Here is a 17,989-nt window from a genome sequence, read left to right as displayed (position 1 = left end):
TGCGCCTGCCTGCCGCCTCAATAACCTTCGCGCTTTACCGGGGCCGAGAAAGCATAGCCGAGATTGCGCACGGTCTTGATGAATTGTGGCTGCCTGGGGTCAGGCTCGATCTTGCGGCGGATGCGGCTAATCTGCGAATCGATGCTGCGGTCGAAGGGATTGGTGTTCACCCCGCGCGACAGATCGAGCAGCGTGTCGCGTGACAGCACCCGCGGCGCACGCTCGACCAGCGCCAGCAGCAGCGCGAATTCGCCCGAGGTGAGCGCGATATCGGCTCCGGTAGAATCCCTTAGGGCCAATTGGTCTGGCAACAGCACAAAACCCCCAAAGCGCAGCGCGCGCGGCGCTGTTGCCGGATCGGGCGCGCCTTCGGTTCTGCGGCGGCGCAGGACCGCTTTGATCCGGGCGACCAGTTCGCGCGGGTTGAAAGGCTTGCCCAAATAATCATCCGCCCCGATCTCCAGTCCGACGATGCGGTCGATGTCTTCGGCCATTGCGGTGAGCATGATGATCGGGATATTGGAGGTTGCGCGCAGGCGGCGGCAGAAGCTGAGGCCGTCTTCCCCCGGCATCATCAGGTCGAGCACCATAAGATCGGCCCGCGCCTCGGCAATCGGCGCCTCGGCCTCGACCACCGATTGCGCCGTCAGGGTGCGCATGCCGCTGCGTTCCAGCACCCCGGAGACGAGGTCTAGAAGCTCGGGATCGTCATCGACGAGGAGGATGGTCGGGTTTTGTTGCACCAGGCGACAATAGGCACGCACCGGGCTTCACTCCAGTTCCCTTTTTGCGACCATTTGTGTCCGGGCGCACCCGCTGTGGCAACAATTCGTCACAATTTGTGTCGCTCGCGGCAAACGCGGGCAATGCGGCGTGGTCATTTTGCCTTCATCGCAATTGATGGAGACCCCCGTGACCAAGATTTTCAAACGCATGTCCGCGCTTGTTGCCGGCATTTTGATCGGCCCCGCGCTGATCCTCGCCGCACCGGCCAGCGCGCAATCGAGCGACCAGATGCGCAAGATGCTTGAGCGCGCCGATGCCAATGGTGATGGCGATATCACCCGCGCCGAATTTGACCGGGTCCGTTCTGACATGTTCGCGCGAATGGACCGCAATGAAGACGGCTATGTCGACAGCAAGGACCGCCCGCGCATGTTCGGCGATCGCTTCGACCAAGCCTATCGCATGCTCTCGTCGCTCGACAGCAATCGCGACCGCCGCGTCTCGCAAAGCGAACTTGTGAAGGGCGAAGCCCCTGCCTTTATCGCTGGCGACGCCAATGGCGACAATGTCCTCAGCCGTACCGAGATTGCCTCGCTCAGCCCGCCCCTCTGAGCCCGGCAAGCCCACCATCACCCGATTTTCTGGAGCACGCCATGCTGACCGAACAGCCCCCGGTAGCCTTCGCCCTGATCGTCATCCTCTTCGCGCTGGCCGAGTTCCTCTGGCGCAGACGATCGGGGCGGGGTTATGACCTCGGTTCGCTTGGTGCCAGTCTCGGCGTGATGGTGGGTCAATTCCTCTCCAAACTCATCACCGGAGGCGTGGTGGCCACCGCGATGTTCGCGGTGTTCAGCCTCGCGCCGGTGCAATGGGCGATGGATGACTGGCGCACCTGGGCGGTCGGCTTCTTCGTGCTGGAGTTTTTCTACTACTGGCAGCACCGTTTCAGCCACACGATCCGCTGGCTGTGGACCAGCCACGCGGTGCACCATTCACCCAATGAATTCACCCTGCCCGCGGCCGTCCGCCTCGGCTGGACCAGCACGATTTCGGGTGGCTGGGTCGTATTGCTGCCGATGGCGCTGATGGGCTTTCATCCCGTGGTCATCGCGACGCTCATGGCGACCAATCTGCGCTACCAATATTTCCTGCACACCGAAGCGGTGGGCAAGCTTGGACCGCTCGAATGGGTGCTCAACACGCCCTCGCACCACCGGGTGCATCACGGTTCCAACCCCGATTATCTCGATACCAATTTCGGCGGGGTGCTGATCGTCTTCGACCGGCTGTTCGGCACTTTCGTCGAAGAGCGCGAGGATGAGCCGGTGCGCTATGGCCTGACCACGCCGGTCACCAGCAACAATCCGTTCGTCATCGCCTTTTACGAATGGGCGAACTTGTGGCGCGACCTGAAGCAGGCGCGCTCCGTGCGCGATGCCTGGCGGGTTCTCTTCGGTCGCCCGTCGGAGCTCGCGACCAGCAATGCGGACGACACTTCGCGCCGCGCGCTCGCTCTCACCCTATCCCTTCATGCCAACCAATAGGAAAAACACCATGACCCCCATCCTTCGCCCCCGCAGCCTGTTGTGCATTGTCGCCGCCTTCGCACTGTCATCCTGTGGTGGCGACGAGACCGCCTCGCCGGTTTCGGTTGCACCTACGCCGACCCCAACGCCCACTCCCACCCCGACACCCACGCCCACACCGAGCGCCTTCACGCTGCTTTCGGACATCAAGTACGGCGAAGGTGCAACCACGACCGGCAGCATCAACCTGCTGCTTGACATCTACCAGCCAGAGGCGACCTGCACCGCGCCGCGTCCCACGGTTTTCTATGTCCATGGCGGCGGCTTCATTCTCGGCGACAAACAGGACCAGCTTGTGGCCGCCATCGCTCCGCGGATCACCGCCGAGGGATTCAACTTTGTCTCGATCAATTACCGCCTCACCGGCGACAGCCCAGTCTTTTCGCAAGAATTTTCGGCCTTCGCGCAGGCGCTGGTCGATGACGGCATTGCCAATCCCCAAAGCAATCTCTTCCCCGCCGTGATCAGCGCTATCGAAGACGGGGTCACCGCGCTACGCTGGATGGAAGACAACGCGGAAGAATATTGTATGGACATGAGCCGGATGGGCTATTGGGGTTCCTCGGCCGGCACGATCGTCACAGCCCAGATCGCCTATGGGCTCAACCAGTTTGGCATTGCACGGCCTGAACCGCGCTTTCACAACGCTTGGTGGGGCGAGCTTTTTCGTGTGAGCGACCTTGAAGCGGGCGAGGTTCCGTTCCTGATCCTGCATGGCAACGAAGACCCGCTGGTGGATTACCAGATTTCGCTTGATCTGACGGAGCGAGCCGATGTGGTGGGCGTGCCGTTTGCGTTCTACACTCTGGTTGGTGCCGAACACGGTTTCGACACGAGCAATCAGGCTCAGACCGCCGCCGGTATCGATGCCTCGGTACAGTTTGCTGTCGATCACCTGACCGGCGGTACGCCGACCTATGGGCGATTTGATCTGCCCTAGTGTGAGCAGCTGTCAGTAACACCTTGTCCCCTACAAGCCCCGCCGGGGACCATAGTTGCTGATATTCGGCTCCCCTCACAATCGTCGACTATGCGGGCATACGGACCCCGATGCCTTCTTCATTGATGTTGATCCAATGCGCTATAATGTCCGATGCGGTAACTTGAAGCGCCCGAGCCGCCGCACCTCGACGCCCTCAGCATGCAGAATACAGCAAAAGCGAGAGCAATTGCCTAATGTAGTCAATTAAGCCAATAGCTCGTGCAAAGGGGAAGGATAATGAAGCGAATCGGGATTGGGTTTTTGGTGTTGGTCATGCTGACCGGGGCTGCGGCTTTTGTGTTTCAGAAACCGATCGGCCAATTCGCGTTCGAACGCGCCGCGCAGCAATTGGCTGGTCGCAATCAACTGGCCAGCCTCACTGACGGGTTGCATATCGGGCTTTGCGGCACGGGCTCGCCGATGCCCAATCCTCAGCGCGCCGGACCCTGCAATGTGGTGATCGCGGGAGACCAAGTGCTCGTGGTCGATATGGGCGAGAACGGCAACCGCAACCTCAACTTGATGGGCATCAGCGCCGGTGATGTCGACGCCTTGCTGCTGACCCATTTCCATTCGGACCATATTGACGGCATTGGCCCGCTGATGCTGTTCCATTGGACCCGCGGAGCAAGCACCGCCCCGCTCCCGGTCCATGGCCCCGAAGGTGTCGAGCAGGTCGTGGCGGGCTTCAATGCCGCTTATGTGCTCGATCACACTTACCGGATCGCCCACCACGGCGAGACAGTCGTGCCGAGCAGCGGAGGCGGAGCGGAGGCGCGGCCCTTTGCTATCAAAGGCGACAGCGCAACCATCCTGAAAGGCGGCGGCCTGACAGTGACGGCGTTCAAGGTCGATCACGACCCGATCAGGCCCGCGGTCGGCTATCGCTTCGACTACAAGGGCCGCGCACTGTGCATCAGCGGGGATGCGGCGAAATCAGCAAATCTGATCGCCGTCTGCAGGGGGGCTGACCTGATTGTCCATGACGCTTTGCAACCTCGCTTGCTCAAAGAGGTTGAGGCAGCGTTTGCCGCGCAAGGCAATGCCAACACTGCCAAGATATTCCACGACATCCAAGACTATCACTCCACGCCCGAACAAGCGGCGGAAAGCGCACAGGCGGCAAGAGCGCAGATGCTGGTCCTTTCGCACCTCGTGCCGCCGCTGCCGGCGGCATACCTCTACCCTGCGTTCCTTGGCGATGCGCCCGCGCGGTTCGATGGCGAGATCGCGGTGGGCGAGGACGGGATGTTGTTCTCGCTCCCGCCGAACAGCGAGGCAATTGACCGCCGCAGCCTGATGTGAGGAAAAGCGCTGTGTACAAACTCCACGGCGCTTTGGCGTCACCTTATTCGATGAAGATGCGGGCGATCCTGCGCTATCGCCGCATCCCGCATGTTTGGTCGCAAGGCCCAGCGACGCGTGCGGCGCAGGCGTATATGAAGGCACCAGTCATCCCGGTTCTGGAGTATCCCGAGGGGCATTTCACCAATGACAGCACTCCCCTGATCCACGATCTTGAAGCAAGGCACCTTGAGCGCTCGATTGTCCCCGAGGATCCGGCACAGGCTTTCATTGCGCATCTGATCGAGGATTTTGCAGATGAATGGCTGACCAAGGCGATGTTCGGCTATCGCTGGCTTGAGGCGGTGGATCAGGACCAGATGAGCCACTGGCTCGCCTTCGATCTGTTCCAGGGTGGCGGATTGGTTCAGATTGAGGGCTTCGCCAACGCCTTCCGCGATCGACAGGTAGGGCGCATGGCGCTGGTGGGATGCGCGCGCGACAATTTCCCGCTGATCGAGGCATCAACGCGCCGGGTGTTGGCCGCGTTGGAAGCGCACGTGACGACGTGCCACTGGCTGTTCGGCACCTGCCCGTCGCTGGCTGAGTTCGGGATTTACGGACAAATCTCGCAGCTCGGTGTCGATCCGACCGCGCAGGGGATGATGCGACGCGACTATCCCTATACCTATCGCTGGCTGGCCCATGTCGACGATGCCTCAGGCGTCGAGGGCGAGTGGGTGCCGGGTTGGTCCACCGCAGTCGAGGCGATTCTGAGCGAGGCAGGGCGGGTTTATGTCCCCTTTCTACGCGCCAACGAAGCCGCCTACATTGCGGGCGAAGGCAGCTTCCGGATCAAAGTCGATGGGCTGCCTTACGAACAGGGAACTTTCGGTTATCAGGTCAAGTGCCTGAACGCGCTGCGCCGCCGACATGCCGACCTACCGCCAGAGGTGCGCACTGAGGTCGACGCGCTGTTGGTCCGCAGCAATTGCCTAGCGCTGTTTGCCTAGCGTGGCGCGGGCCGTTCGTTGTCGACAAGGCGGAAACCGATGTGGTCGGTGCCGAGATCGCGTTCCTGAAACTGGCGTGCGGCGGGGCGATAGCGGGCGCAGTAATTGGCCGCGCACAGGTATGATCCGCCTTTGATCACATTCACCGGCTGGCCCGGCTGGACGATGCTGGTGGTCCATTCCCAGACATTGCCGATCATGTCGTAGAGGCCAAAGTCATTGGCGGGAAAGCAGCCGACCGGTGCGAGGGCGGAAAAGCCGTCTTCGCCCGTATCTCGCGCCGGGAAGACACCCTGGTAATAGTTCGCGGTCGGTCTGCCCGAAGTGTCCTTGGGCTCGGGCAAGGATTCGGCTCCGGCGCGCGCGGCAAACTCCCACTGTTCCTCACTGGGCAAGCTCAGCCCCGCCCAGCTGGCATAGGCGAGGGCGTCATTATAGGTGACCTGCACTACGGGGTCACGGTCGCGTTCCGCAATCGCGCTTTGCGGGCCTGAAGGGTGCTGCCAGTTCGCGCCCGGCACCCAAGCCCACCAATTGCGGTTGTCGGGTGTCGGCACGCGGAACACGGCCGAGCCGGGTTGAAACATTTCGCGCGGCGCGCCGGGCAAGACCTTTGGGTCGCGCTCGGCCTCGGTGCGGTATCCGGTTGCGGCGACGAAGGCGGCGAACTGAGCGTTGGTAACTTCCGTGCGGCTCATCCAGAAGCCTTCGACCTCAACCGCGCGCGGCGGGCCTTCTTCGGGGTAGCGGCCATCCGCGCCCATAGTGAATCGGCCGCTGGGGACCCACACCATTGCGGATTCGGAAAGCCCCGTGCAGGTTGGGGCGGCCCGCTTGATCGTGTCCTGCTGTGGAGCCTCGCCGCAGGCGGAAACAGCGAGCAACGCGGTGAGCAGCAGCCCCAACGGTACGTCCAGTATCTTGCCTCGATTGAACCGCATCTGCTTGTCCCGCCTTGGATCGCGCACAATCATCACCATTCCGCCCAGAGCGCCATTATTCATGTGGCACATCGCGTGCTAGCATGAACTGCTCGGCCAACCAGCGCCTGGCAGACCAGCCCTTCGCCGTGCCTTTGATTGACAACACACTTACAGATAATATACCCCATTAACAAGATGGAGGTATGGCGAATGCAAGTGGGTCGATGGGATGTTTTGGCGCTCGTCGCCATCATCGCACTCTTCATGGGCACCAACGCGGCGCTTTGGCTGCTTGTCCCGGAGCGCGCTGCAAAGGTGCTTGAAATGCCCTTGCTGACCGGAGCTGGCTTGAGCAGCCAGATGGATATTGGTGCTCTCTTTCTGGGTGCCGCCACCTTCACCATATTGGCGTTGATCACGCGCGAGCGACCGTGGTTCATCGCTGCGGGGGTACTGATCCTTGGCGCCGCTGCATATCGGACTAATGCATTTCTGTTTCACGGCGCTGAATTTCTCGGGCACTTTGTGGCTATCGAAGTTGTGATTGGGACTGTTCTGATCTTTGCCAGCCGCGCGCTTGGGAGCCGGCGCGAGGACAAGAGCTAGGGCATGGGGAGATTGCGCTTTAGACTGCTGGTGCCGCTCTTGGTCCTTGCCGCGCTGGCCGGAGCGACCGGACCGGTAACCACCGCGAACAAGCGCCCCAATGTCGTGATCATCCTTGCTGATGATGTCGCACTTATGGATTTCGGTGCCTATGGCGGCGAGGCGCGCACGCCCAATATCGACGCGCTGGCCGGGCGTGGGGCGCTGTTCACCCAATACCGCGCCTCACCGCTATGTTCGCCCTCACGCGCGATGCTGCTTACGGGCATGGATGCGCACCTCACCGGCGTGGCCACTATTCCTGAAGTCCTGCCAAAGGAGCAGCGCGGCCAGCCGGGCTACACAATGGCGCTGGAGCCGGGGGTGCTAACGCTGGCCGACCGGCTGCGGGCGCAGGGCTATCGCACTGTGATGGCGGGCAAGTGGCACATGGGCGAGGCTGCGGACGAGATGCCGCAGGCGCACGGCTTCGACCGCAGCTTCGCGCTGGCGGCCTCAGGCGCGGACAATTGGGCCGACCGGTCCTACATGCCCTATTACAAGGACGCGCCTTGGTTCGAAGACGGGGTGGAGGCCAGCCTTCCCCAAGATTTCTATTCCTCGCGCTTCATTGTCGACACGGCGATCGAATATCTTGCCGAGACCGATCCGGCCAAGCCGTTCTTCGCCTATCTGCCGTTTCAGGCGATCCACATCCCGGTGCAGGCGCCGCAGGAATTCATCAACCGCTACAAGGGCCGATATGACGCTGGGTGGGAGGCGTTGCGCACGGAACGGCATCAACGGGCGCAGGCGCTGGGCCTGATCCCGCAAGGCGCGCCGCTCGCTGCCCTGCCGCCCGATTTCCGCGCCTGGGACAGCCTCTCGGTCGAGGATCGGGCGCTCTATGCTGCGCGGATGGAAGTGAACGCGGCGATGCTGGAGGCGATGGACTTTCACATCGGGCGACTGATCGCGCATCTCAGGGCCAGGGGTGAATACGACAACACGATATTCATCGTCTCCTCCGACAACGGCCCGGAGCCTTCGCGCGGCGACGACACGGCAACCCTCAGCCTGTTCCATTGGCTGACCGGCTATGACATCGGGGCTGAGACCATGGGCGGCCCGGGGCATTGGGGCTTCATCGGCCCCGAATGGGCCGCAGCCGCCGCCACGCCTGGCGCTTGGTTCAAGTTCTATGCCACCGAAGGCGGGATTCGGGTGCCGCTGATTATGGCCGGGCCCGGCATCGCCCCGCAGCGGATCACCAGTCCGGCGATGATCACCGATATCGCCCCGACCGTGCTGGACTGGCTCGAGGTCAACCCGCATCAAGCCAAGGGCAAGCCGATGACCGGGCGAAGCTTGCTCCCGGTGCTCAGCGGTGCGGCCGAAAGCGCCTATGACCCTGACGAGGCCCGAGCGGTCGAGGTGTCGGGCAATTCCGCGCTCTATCTGGGCGATTACAAGATCACCCGCAGCGTGCCCCCGGTGGGCGACGGCCAGTGGCGACTCTTTAATCTGGCGCGCGATCCGGGCGAGACGACTAATCTCAGCGCAACCGAGCCTGCGGTCATGCAGCGGTTGCTCGCTGAATACGCCGCCTATGCCAAACGGGTAGGCGTGCTGGAGATGCCCGAAGGCTATGATTCCATGGCGCAGGTCAACCGCAACATTGGGACACGGCTGCTCAGCAATTACCCTTGGCTTTATGGCGTGCTGGGCGCGTTCCTACTGGCGCTTGTTGCGGCTTTCTGGCTGGCGCTGCGCGCGCTCCGCCGTCGGCGCAGGGCCGCTCAATAGGCGCGGGTGACGATCACGCGCGTACGCTTGAGGCCTTCGTCCCGGTCGCCGAGCGCGCGGCGGTAGAATGGGAACTGCTCCATGGCGAAAATCGCGGTGGGATCGGGATAGATCATCGCTGCGAGATCATCCCACGGCTCCTGCCATGCCGGGCTTTCCGGCGCGGCCAGCACCGAAGTGATCTGGCCGGCAAACAGGAACTGGCCGCCGACACCGTGAACTGCCCGCATGGCTTGGCGGCCATAGCGAAGATAAGCCGCGCGCCCATCCGCCGCGTCGCCTTTGGTGATCGCGGGATATTCGAGAAAATTCACCATCGTCACCTGCATGCTCCGCGGCAGCGCCTGGGCGTGGCCGATCGCCTCAAGCGTTGGCAGCACATCGCGCCGCCCTTCTACATGATCGAGCGTGGTCGGCAGCGGGCCCTTCGGGCGCCGGGTCAGCCCAAGCCGATGACGCAGCCGCAACATGCCGAGCGCGGCGGAAGGCACGTTGGTCAGTTCGATTTCGGCCACGAAGAGGTCTGTCACTCCGGGCTGCGCGGTGAGCCGCGATACAGCGGGACTGCCTTGCGGGAGAATGGCGAAATGGGTCCAATAGGCTTCCCCCTCGCCCACCAGAGTGAACAGCGTGGTTGATGTCCACAAGACATCCTCGACCTGCACCGGGATGCTCGGGTCGTTGTGGCGCAGCGCGGCGAAGATCACCCGCTCCTGCCGGTGGATCGGGCGCGAGGGCTGGCGCCGCCCGGTGATCGTCACCGCCGTCCCCGCAGCAGCAATGGCCGCGAGGGTGCTCGCAAGGGCCGCAAGAACGATATTCATGCTGGTCTACTCCTTTCCTGCCGCTTCAATTGGCCCACAGGATATACTCATCCCCCTCCGCAACCGACTGATCGATGGTCTTGTCAATCACGATCGGGCTGATCAGGCTGTGCGGCCATAGTGAGGGCACGGCGTTAACATGATGCGCGGCCAGCAGCGCCTGCAATTCGGCGACCTTCTGCGGTTGCTGGCTCGCAAGGTTGGCCTTTTCGGTTGGATCGGCGGCGAGGTTGAAAAGCCAGAGCTTGTTCTGATAGCCATCCACCTGCAGCTTCCAATCGCCCGCGCGTACCACGCGGTAATTGCCCGATTGCCAAAAGATCGCATCATCCTTGCGCTGGAGCGGGGCGGTGCCGAAGGCGGCGGGCATGAAGTCGACCCCGTCGATCACCCGGTCACTGGGCAAGGGCGCGCCTGCGGCTGAGGCCAGGCTGGGGAACAGGTCGATATGCGTAACCGGGCTGTCCACCACGGTGCCTGGCGCAATGCGCTGCGGCCATTTGACGAACATGGGCACGCGGATGCCGCCTTCGAACAGGGTGATCTTCCAGCCCCTGAGCGGTGCGTTGACATCGGGAATGCCGATATAGCCCGGCGCGCCATTGTCGCTGCTGAGCACCACGATGGTGTTGTCGGCGAGGCCCTCTTGCTCAAGTTTGTCCAGCACCCGTCCGACGCTGCGATCCACCGCGCGGATCATCGCGGCATAGACCCGCTCACGATGGGTCCCGAACTCGCCGACCGCGTCGAAATCCTCACGGGTCGCCTGCAGCGGGGTGTGCGGCGCCCAATGCGCGAGATGGAGGAAGAACGGCCGGTTGCGGTTGGCCTCGATCACCCGCAGCGTCTCGTCGGTCCACCAGTCGGTGAGATAGCCGCCCGGCTTGAACGGCTCACCGCCGTTGAACGAGGCAGCAAAGCTCATTGCGGCCCACAGGAACTGGTCGATCGGATCGAAATCGAGCTTGGCGTTGACGACGTTCGGATCATCCTCGGGCAGATAGAGCCCGCTGTGCATCAGCAAGCTTTCATCGAAGCCTTGCGCGTTGGGCAGGAATTGCGGGCTGTTGCCAAGGTGCCATTTGCCGATGTGGACGGTGTGGTAATCCTGCTCCTTGAGCAGCTCGGCAATGGTAATTTCCGATTGCGGCAAGCCCTTGTTCCTGAACGGCATGATGTCGTCGTTGATCTCGGGGTTGATCTCCAGCGGGGGCAGGGTGTCGTTCCCGCGGCCCGCGGCAAAAGCGGCGATCACATTGGTCATGCCATCGGGCGTTGGCGTATATTCAAACCCGGTGCGGGTAGGGTAGCGCCCGGTCATCAGCATCGCACGCGACGGCGCGCAGGTGCCGGTGCCGGAATAGGCCTGTGAAAAGATCGCGCCTTGCGCTGCCAGCCGGTCGATATTGGGGGTGGGCACCTTGCCGCCACCAATGCCGCCACCGGAAGTGGTGATGTCGTTATAGCCGAGGTCATCGAGCAGGATAAAGACGATGTTGGGCGGCCGGTCGGCGAGCGGCGTGGTCGCGGCGGCAGGCCCCTGGCTCCACGGAACGGTCTGGGTCGGACCGGTCTCGATCCGGTTCGCTTCGGCACGGTTCAGCGCGATCATCTGGATAATCGTCCCGCGGTTGAACCACCCCAGCGCGCCGATCAGCAGCACGGCGACTAGCCCTGCGATCCCGATCTTCTTTAGCATTCGCGTCTCCCTCCCTGCCGCTTTCCGGTCTCCGGCTTGCCAGTGAAGCCGGATTTACCGCCGCCTGCAAACCCGTTTCGGCAAGTGATTAATGTGTTCAATTAGAAATGGCAATGCGCTGTCGCGAAGCATTGACATCAAGACGTTTGCCTTACGCCCGCACATCTCCCCTTGCGGGTCTCAAAATAATGTATACCATTAATGTAATCAATCATCCGACACATTGAATGTCGGCTGCGGACTTGGGAGGGAATAGTGCTGCAATCTCGCCGGGGGAAACAACCCGTCAAATTTCGTTCGACGCTGGCGCTTGGTGCCGCGCTTCCGGCGCTCCTGATCGGCATGGGCGCGCCGCTGCATGCGCAGGAACAGGCTGGTCCTGACCAGCCGGACGCTTTGACCCCGCGAGTCCCCGTCATCGTTGTGACCGCAACCAAGCGAGAACAGACTCTTCAGGAAACTCCTGTAGCCGTCTCAGTGGTCGGCGCTGAGGAAATCGAGCAGGCCGAAATTCAGGACCTCGCCGATCTGCAGACACTGGTGCCCTCGCTGGCGGTTCGGCAGGGTCAAACTTCGGGCAACACCACCTTCTTCATCCGCGGCTTTGGCAACGGCCAGAACGCGATCGGGCTTGAGCCTTCGGTCGGCGTCTTCATCGACGGGGTGTACCGTTCACGCTCGGCAGCGGCGATCTCGGACCTGCCCAACCTTGAACGGGTCGAGGTGCTGCGCGGACCGCAATCGACGCTGTTCGGCAAGAATGCTTCGGCCGGGGTCATTTCGGTCACCACCCGCAAGCCGCAATTCGAGCTCTCAGGAGCGATTGAAGCCAGTATCGGCAATTATGATCTGCGGCGCTTCGATGCCTATGTCACCGGGCCGTTGACCGAAAACCTCGCCGCCTCGCTTTCGGGCAATTACAACCGCCGCGATGGTTTTTTCGAAGATCTGGGCACGGGCGACGATTACAACCAGCGCGACCGTTGGGGCGTGCGCGGAGATATCTTGTGGGAACCGACGCTCGATGTATCGTTCCGCCTGATCGGCGATTATGACAAGATCGACGAGGTCTGCTGCGGTGTCACCAACCTCGTCGAAGGCCCGACCGGCGCCAATGTCCGCGCCATCGGCGGGCAATTCATCTCTGAAGATCCGTTCTCCTACAACGTCTATTACGACGTTGCGCCAGCCAACGAGATCGAGAACGCAGGCGTATCGCTGCAGGGTGATGTCGATCTGGGTTTTGCCGCGCTGACCAGTATCACCGCCTATCGCAGCAACACCAATTCATCCGATTTCGACGCCGACGTCACCGATCTTTCGCTGTTCGGCAAGGTCAATCAGCGCAGCGAGATCGAAACCTTCACCCAGGAAATCCGGCTGCAGTCGGTCGGTGCGGGCAATCTGATCGACTGGTCCGTGGGCGGTTTCTATTTTGATGAGACGCTGGATGTGAACAACCAGATTCTCAATGGCGCGGATTACCGCCCCTTCCTCGACTCGCTTATCGGTAGCCCGCAGGTTCTGCTCAATTTGGAAAACCTCATCACCCAGGCCACCGGGGCCCCTTCGCCCACACTGGGCGGCGCAGGTCAGGGGATCACCGATGTCGGGCATCAGGACAACACGGCGTGGTCAATTTTCGCTTCGGCTGACATCAACATCACCGACCGGCTGACCGCCACTTTCGGCATCAGCTACACTGACGACCACAAGGAAGTCAGCCTGACCGCAGTCAGCACAGAGGCGCTGGCCAGCCTCAATCTCGAACAGCTGGGCTATGCCGCAGTCCTTTCACAGCTGCTGACGGGCAGGGGGGTCAATCCGACCAACCCCGCGCAGGTCGGCATGTTCATCCAGACGAGCCCGCAGGTCTACGCCCAGCTCCAGCAGCAGGCGCTGACAGTGGCGCGAGGGCCCACCAATCCGTTCAACGCGGTGCGCGCCTTACAGCCGTTCCCCCCCTTCCTCGGCTTTCCCAACGCGGTCGAAGACGGGATCAGCAACGACAACAGCACCGATTTCACCGCGCGGCTGGCCTATGATGTGACCGACAACATTAACGTCTACGTCTCCTATGCCACCGGATTCAAGGCGACCTCGTGGAACCTGTCGCGCCAGAGCCGACCTTTCCCGGATGACTACACCGTCGGCAATCCCGTGTTCGACCGTTTCACGCAGCGCCCGGTGTTTGCGACCCCCTCATCGCCGATCACCGATGCCGGGCTCAACCTTGTGAACCTGTCATCGGGCACGCGCTTTGCTGGCCCTGAGGATTCGCAAGTTTTTGAGCTTGGGATCAAGGCTGCCTTCGACACGCTGAGCTTCAACCTCACAGTGTTCGATCAGACGATTCAGAATTTCCAGACCAACGTCTTCACCGAAGAAGGCTTCGTGCTTGCCAATGCAGCCGAACAGTCGACCTTCGGGGTGGAATTCGATTTCACCTGGAGCCCTTATCTGGGGCTGGTCCTGTCCGGCGGCGCGACCTTCCTCGATCCGGTCTATGACAGCTTCCCAAATTTCGGGGACGGTATCGATGTCTCCGGCCAAAAGCCGCAAGGGATTGCCGAAACGCAGTTCAGCCTCGCGGCGGCCTATGGCTTTGCAATCAGCAACCTCGACGCCTTCGTGCGGGCCGACTGGCAGCATATTGGCGATTCGCCCTTCTTCGGTAATCCCGCAGAGCAGGCGATCATCGATGCGACCGATTACACCCGCGAACAGAACCTGATCAACGCCGCGCTCGGTATCAGGGCGCAGAGCGGGCTTGGCATCAGCCTGTGGGCGCGCAACCTGTTCGATGACCAATATCTCGTCTTTGCATCGCCAACGGTGTTGCAAGCCGGTTCGTTCAGCGGCGCACCGGGCCAGCCGCGCACCTTCGGGGCGACCCTGCGCAAGACGTTTTGAGCTATGCGATGACACGGTTGCCTTAACACCTCGTTCAACTGCAGCCCGTGTTGCTGGCGCTGATCTTCGGCGTGCTGGCGTTCGGAAGGATCATGGCCACCGCGCTAGATGGCGTCCCAATCTTGCCAGAGCGGATTGTGCCCGAGCTGGTATTCGTCGGTCTACTGCTTCTTGCCGCTCGCTCCGCCGGAACACCGCGAGAAGCTTGATTGTCGCGGAGATTGCCCTTAGGAAAACTGTGTAATGTGATGCATTAGAATTGGCTACCGAAAGACGCGGGAGATTTCTGGATGATGATGAAGTTGCTGATCGGGCTGGGTATCGTGGCGATTCCTGCGATTGCCGGGATCTGGTGGATGACCCGCGAGGGCGCGCTGGTCACGCCGCAAGGGTCAGGCACAGTGGTCACCGCTTCGGGCACCTTCGAAAGCTTTCCCCTGCCCGATTATGCCCACGAGGTGCTGCCCGAAGGTTACAAGAGCTATCTCATCGAGGTCGAGCCGGGCATCAAGATCCACATGCTCGAAGCGGGATCGGGCACTCCGGTCTATCTTCAGCACGGCAACCCCACCAACGGCCTGCTGTACCGCAAGATCTGGAAGGAATTGCCGACCGACCGGATGCGGTTGATCATGCCGACCATGGTCGGGCTGGGATTCTCCACGAAAGTCCCGGCGAGCCAGCACACGCTTGAAAATCACATCCGCTGGATGAATGCGGCGCTGCGACAGCTTGATCTGGGTGGGACGGTTTATGTTGGCCAGGACTGGGGCGGCGCGGTCGGGCTGGGCGCTATGATGCGCTCGCCAGAACTGCTCAAGGGCATGGTCGTTCTCAACACCGGCTGGACCGCGCCCAAGGAGCAGTTCCAGCTTTCGCGCCCTCACGCAATCGCTGCGACCCCGATTGTGGGCGAAATCCTGCTCGAGAATGTCGTCTCGGTGTTTGACCGGATCCATGAAGCGCAGGGCGAACCGGCATCAATCCCGCCGGAAGTCGCCGCGCTCTATTCCCGCCCGGTGCGCGATAGCGGCAATATCAAGGGCCCGCTGGCGCTGATGCGGATGGTCCCAACCGGTCCCGATCACCCGAGCTCGCCGACGATGGTAGAGGTTGAGGCCTATGCCAAATCGCTCAAGGTGCCGACCGAGATCGTGTGGGGGATGCGCGACCCGATCCTCTCGCGCATTCTGCCGGTGATGACGGAGATGTTCCCCGAGGCCCGCGTGACCGAAACCCAGGCCGGTCACTTCCTGCAGGAAGAGGTTCCGACCGAGATTGCTGAAGCCATCGAACGCGTGGCCGCGGCGGCGACGGCGGCGGCGGAATAAGCGGCGCGCGTCAGCGGCCCAGTTGGCGCAGGTTCGACTCGTGGGTGGCCTCATCAATCTGATATTGCGCAATTAATACAATCATCGTCAGCCACAGCGCCAATACCAGCGGCACATAAAAGGCGCCCATCCACCATAGAGTGTCGGCGCTGACCTCTTCCACCCCGGCCCCGGTCGGCAGCACGGCCAGCGTCAGCACCGCGCTTGCCGCCATGACACCGATCCCCCGCACCGATTTGTCGACGAAGGTCTCGGCGGCGTTGAACACGCCTTCGGAGCGCCGCCCGGTCCGGATCTCGCTGTCCTCGACAAGGTCGGCCAGCATCGCAGCGAACAGGATCTGGAAACAGATGATGAGGCCGACATCGATAATCTGCGCCACCAGAACGAACCAGAACACGAAGGGATCGTCATTGGGCGGCAGCAGGCCGACGAGTCGCAACACAATCGGCAGAGGCGCGCCGAGGAAGGCGACGAGCCCCACAATGATCGCCCCGCGCTTCTTGCCCATGCGCCGTGAGACAATCGGGGCCAGCACAAAACCGATCAACGCAGCGACGAAGGTTCCGAGGAACAGCATGCCGGTCTCGATTTCGCTGAAGCCCCAGAAATAGGTGAAGAAATAAAGCGACATGCCCGAACTCAACCCCGCCGCGATGCCGAACAGCATGGCTCCTGCGAACAGCGCCAGAAAGGAGCGGTTCGCCAGTGTCTCGAACAATTCTCCGAAAATCAGCCTGAGCGTGAAGCGGCGCTTTGGCGGTGCGGGGGTGAGGTAGGGGATGCGCGAGTGCGTTCCGACCGATCCAATCAGGATCGACAGCAGGATAACCACCGCCGCGACAATGCCATAGGTGATGTATGCGTCCGGATTGAAGCGGCCATCGGCAATCGTCTCGGTCGCCGAACGCGGGAACAGGATGAAGAACATCCACACCGCAATGGCATTGCCCCCCGTCCATCCGAGGAAATAGCGCAGGCTGAGTAGCTTGGTGCGCTCACCGTAATCAGGGGTAAGGTCGGGTGTCAGCGCAGCCGAAGGGGTGCGGTAAAACGTGATCGCAGTCCGCACTGTGACGGCCAGCACCAGCAGATACCAGAACAGCGCTGTCTGGCTTGCCCCTTCGGGCGGTGACCACAGCAGGAAGAAACCCAAGGCCACGGGAAGCGCCGAGGCATACATCATCGGATGGCGGCGGCCCCAGCGCGAACGGAAATTATCCGACCAATAGCCGACGATGGGATCGCTGATCGCATCGCAGACCAGCGCGATCAGGATTGCCAGCCCAACCAGCCGGGCATCAAGCCCAACCACCTGGCTGTAATAGATGAGCAGAAAAAATTCGAAACCGCCCGTCGTCACGCCCGGGGCGACTGCGCCGAAACCAAACGCCAGCTTCGTCCAGCGCCCCAGCGGAGGCGTGCCTGCCACAGGCTTTGCGGCAACAGCGCCGTGATCAGCTTCATTCACAGGCGCTCTCCCCAGGACGCTCCATGCCTTTGCCTTATTGCTTGCCCTCCGCTTGCTATCTCCTTGGGAGCAATGATAAGACACGGCATTGCCATTCTAATGCTTGGCATTATTAGCGGGTGTTATGGAAGTATCAAGTCGTCAGGACACCAAGGCCGAATTGCTGCGATCGGCCGAGCGGCTGATTGCCGAAAGGGGCATTGGCTCGGTCTCAGTAAAGATGATCACGACCGATGCTGGCGCCCGCAATCCCAGCGCGGTGCATTACCATTTCGGCAGCATCGAAGGCCTGATCAGGGAAGTCTTCACGCAGAAATATCGTGCGATCGAGGCGGAGCGGGCTGTCCGGCTTCAGAGGGTCGACGAAAGCGATCCGAACGCCCGCGTGGTGGCGCTTATCGAAGCGGCAATCGGCCCCTTCATGGAAGCATGCCTTGAAGAGAGCGGCCGGATGTATGTCAGCTTTGCGCTGCAATTCGGCACCGACCCGCGTTTTGACCTGTCGCAATCGACGGTCGAGGCGGGCCTGGAAAGCCTGTTGTGGCTGCGCGGAGAGCTGGTTTCCTGCCTGCCGCATGTGCCGCCCGACAAACTCGTCTCGCGGATGCGCCACAGCTTCATGATCTCGCTGGTTCAAGCGGCCGATTATGCCGGGAAGGTCGAGGCCGGAACCGCGCCGCCGATTGAAGACGCAGTGAAGGACGCGGCCACCTGCATTGCCGCCTATCTCGGGGCATAGGCATCGTGGCATTGGCCAAGGCGATTACCCCGCTCGCTTGACTTTCTAATGTGATGCATTAAGTCTCTGAGCGTCGCAGCATCAGCGCTGCGGCGGCGCTTTGGTGC

General features: G+C 61.8%; 15 protein-coding genes. 10 read left to right on the top strand and 5 right to left on the bottom strand.

Translation table 11 applies throughout. The annotated features are described in order from the left end of the window. Positions 1–17: 17 nt before the first annotated feature. Positions 18–743: a response regulator gene (locus tag ACM64M_RS02490; protein ID WP_416227051.1), complete on the bottom strand. Its 726-nt coding sequence runs from the start codon at positions 741–743 to the stop codon at positions 18–20. A gap of 169 nt (positions 744–912) precedes the next feature. Here ACM64M_RS02490 and ACM64M_RS02485 point away from each other — a divergent pair, with 169 nt between their 5' ends. The 5 genes from ACM64M_RS02485 to ACM64M_RS02465 all read left to right on the top strand — a co-directional run bounded on the left by ACM64M_RS02485 (position 913) and on the right by ACM64M_RS02465 (position 5,591). Then, on the top strand, positions 913–1,338 hold the full coding sequence (locus tag ACM64M_RS02485) for a hypothetical protein (RefSeq protein WP_416227050.1): 426 nt from the start codon (positions 913–915) through the stop codon (positions 1,336–1,338). 41 nt (positions 1,339–1,379) lie between these two features. After that, the gene (locus ACM64M_RS02480; protein WP_416227049.1) at positions 1,380–2,270 is read left to right on the top strand and encodes a sterol desaturase family protein; all 891 of its coding nucleotides are present in this window, start codon (positions 1,380–1,382) and stop codon (positions 2,268–2,270) included. Positions 2,271–2,280: 10 nt separating this feature from the next. Next, positions 2,281–3,252: an alpha/beta hydrolase gene (locus ACM64M_RS02475; RefSeq protein WP_416227048.1), complete on the top strand. Its 972-nt coding sequence runs from the start codon at positions 2,281–2,283 to the stop codon at positions 3,250–3,252. 279 nt (positions 3,253–3,531) lie between these two features. Next, positions 3,532–4,599 carry an MBL fold metallo-hydrolase gene (locus ACM64M_RS02470; RefSeq protein WP_416227047.1) on the top strand — a complete coding sequence of 356 codons (1,068 nt, stop codon included), beginning with the start codon at positions 3,532–3,534 and terminating at the stop codon, positions 4,597–4,599. A gap of 11 nt (positions 4,600–4,610) precedes the next feature. Next, positions 4,611–5,591: a glutathione S-transferase N-terminal domain-containing protein gene (locus ACM64M_RS02465; RefSeq protein ID WP_416227046.1), complete on the top strand. Its 981-nt coding sequence runs from the start codon at positions 4,611–4,613 to the stop codon at positions 5,589–5,591. Here ACM64M_RS02465 and ACM64M_RS02460 read toward each other — a convergent pair. Further along, positions 5,588–6,595, bottom strand: a complete 1,008-nt coding sequence (locus ACM64M_RS02460; RefSeq protein ID WP_416227045.1) for a formylglycine-generating enzyme family protein — start codon at positions 6,593–6,595, stop codon at positions 5,588–5,590. The genes ACM64M_RS02465 and ACM64M_RS02460 overlap by 4 nt on opposite strands. Positions 6,596–6,724: 129 nt before the next feature. Between ACM64M_RS02460 and ACM64M_RS02455 the strand changes: the two genes are divergently transcribed. Both ACM64M_RS02455 and ACM64M_RS02450 read left to right on the top strand, forming a co-directional pair. Continuing rightward, a complete protein-coding gene (locus ACM64M_RS02455) occupies positions 6,725–7,120 on the top strand; it encodes a hypothetical protein (RefSeq protein WP_416227044.1) in 396 nt (131 codons plus the stop codon). A gap of 30 nt (positions 7,121–7,150) precedes the next feature. Next, complete coding sequence (locus tag ACM64M_RS02450) at positions 7,151–8,905, top strand: sulfatase-like hydrolase/transferase (RefSeq protein ID WP_416227043.1); 1,755 nt, start codon at positions 7,151–7,153, stop codon at positions 8,903–8,905. Here ACM64M_RS02450 and ACM64M_RS02445 read toward each other — a convergent pair. Both ACM64M_RS02445 and ACM64M_RS02440 read right to left on the bottom strand, forming a co-directional pair. Then, positions 8,899–9,729, bottom strand: a complete 831-nt coding sequence (locus ACM64M_RS02445) for a hypothetical protein (RefSeq protein WP_416227042.1) — start codon at positions 9,727–9,729, stop codon at positions 8,899–8,901. The two genes, ACM64M_RS02450 and ACM64M_RS02445, sit on opposite strands and share 7 nt — an antisense overlap. Positions 9,730–9,754: 25 nt before the next feature. After that, positions 9,755–11,428, bottom strand: coding sequence for a sulfatase (locus ACM64M_RS02440; protein ID WP_416227041.1), 1,674 nt, complete (start codon positions 11,426–11,428; stop codon positions 9,755–9,757). A gap of 255 nt (positions 11,429–11,683) precedes the next feature. Between ACM64M_RS02440 and ACM64M_RS02435 the strand changes: the two genes are divergently transcribed. Continuing rightward, entirely contained in the window at positions 11,684–14,341 is a 2,658-nt protein-coding gene (locus tag ACM64M_RS02435) for a TonB-dependent receptor (RefSeq protein WP_416227040.1), read from the top strand. A 290-nt stretch (positions 14,342–14,631) separates the two neighbouring features. Continuing rightward, positions 14,632–15,672: an alpha/beta fold hydrolase gene (locus tag ACM64M_RS02430; protein WP_416227039.1), complete on the top strand. Its 1,041-nt coding sequence runs from the start codon at positions 14,632–14,634 to the stop codon at positions 15,670–15,672. 10 nt (positions 15,673–15,682) lie between these two features. On the opposite strand, the gene ACM64M_RS02425 is transcribed toward ACM64M_RS02430, so the two are convergent. Beyond that, positions 15,683–17,143, bottom strand: a complete 1,461-nt coding sequence (locus tag ACM64M_RS02425) for an MFS transporter (RefSeq protein WP_416227038.1) — start codon at positions 17,141–17,143, stop codon at positions 15,683–15,685. A 124-nt stretch (positions 17,144–17,267) separates the two neighbouring features. Between ACM64M_RS02425 and ACM64M_RS02420 the strand changes: the two genes are divergently transcribed. Then, complete coding sequence (locus tag ACM64M_RS02420; RefSeq protein ID WP_416227037.1) at positions 17,268–17,882, top strand: TetR/AcrR family transcriptional regulator; 615 nt, start codon at positions 17,268–17,270, stop codon at positions 17,880–17,882. The last annotated feature ends 107 nt before the right edge of the window (positions 17,883–17,989 follow it).

This window comes from Qipengyuania sp. ASV99 (assembly GCF_047872805.1).
Taxonomy (GTDB): domain Bacteria; phylum Pseudomonadota; class Alphaproteobacteria; order Sphingomonadales; family Sphingomonadaceae; genus Erythrobacter.
The sequence above is the reverse complement of the archived record's forward strand: the minus strand, read 5'-3'. Positions and strand labels throughout refer to the sequence as shown.

What these genes read in the sequence shown, in the direction of transcription:
- ACM64M_RS02480 (WP_416227049.1), top strand. Translation starts at nt 1,380, where the DNA reads ATGCTGACCGAACAGCCCCCGGTAGCCTTCGCCCTGATCGTCATCCTC.
- ACM64M_RS02475 (WP_416227048.1), top strand. Translation starts at nt 2,281, where the DNA reads ATGACCCCCATCCTTCGCCCCCGCAGCCTGTTGTGCATTGTCGCCGCC.
- ACM64M_RS02470 (WP_416227047.1), top strand. Translation starts at nt 3,532, where the DNA reads ATGAAGCGAATCGGGATTGGGTTTTTGGTGTTGGTCATGCTGACCGGG.
- ACM64M_RS02460 (WP_416227045.1), bottom strand. Translation starts at nt 6,595, where the DNA reads ATGAATAATGGCGCTCTGGGCGGAATGGTGATGATTGTGCGCGATCCA.
- ACM64M_RS02455 (WP_416227044.1), top strand. Translation starts at nt 6,725, where the DNA reads ATGCAAGTGGGTCGATGGGATGTTTTGGCGCTCGTCGCCATCATCGCA.
- ACM64M_RS02445 (WP_416227042.1), bottom strand. Translation starts at nt 9,729, where the DNA reads ATGAATATCGTTCTTGCGGCCCTTGCGAGCACCCTCGCGGCCATTGCT.
- ACM64M_RS02440 (WP_416227041.1), bottom strand. Translation starts at nt 11,428, where the DNA reads ATGCTAAAGAAGATCGGGATCGCAGGGCTAGTCGCCGTGCTGCTGATC.
- ACM64M_RS02430 (WP_416227039.1), top strand. Translation starts at nt 14,632, where the DNA reads ATGATGATGAAGTTGCTGATCGGGCTGGGTATCGTGGCGATTCCTGCG.
- ACM64M_RS02420 (WP_416227037.1), top strand. Translation starts at nt 17,268, where the DNA reads ATGGAAGTATCAAGTCGTCAGGACACCAAGGCCGAATTGCTGCGATCG.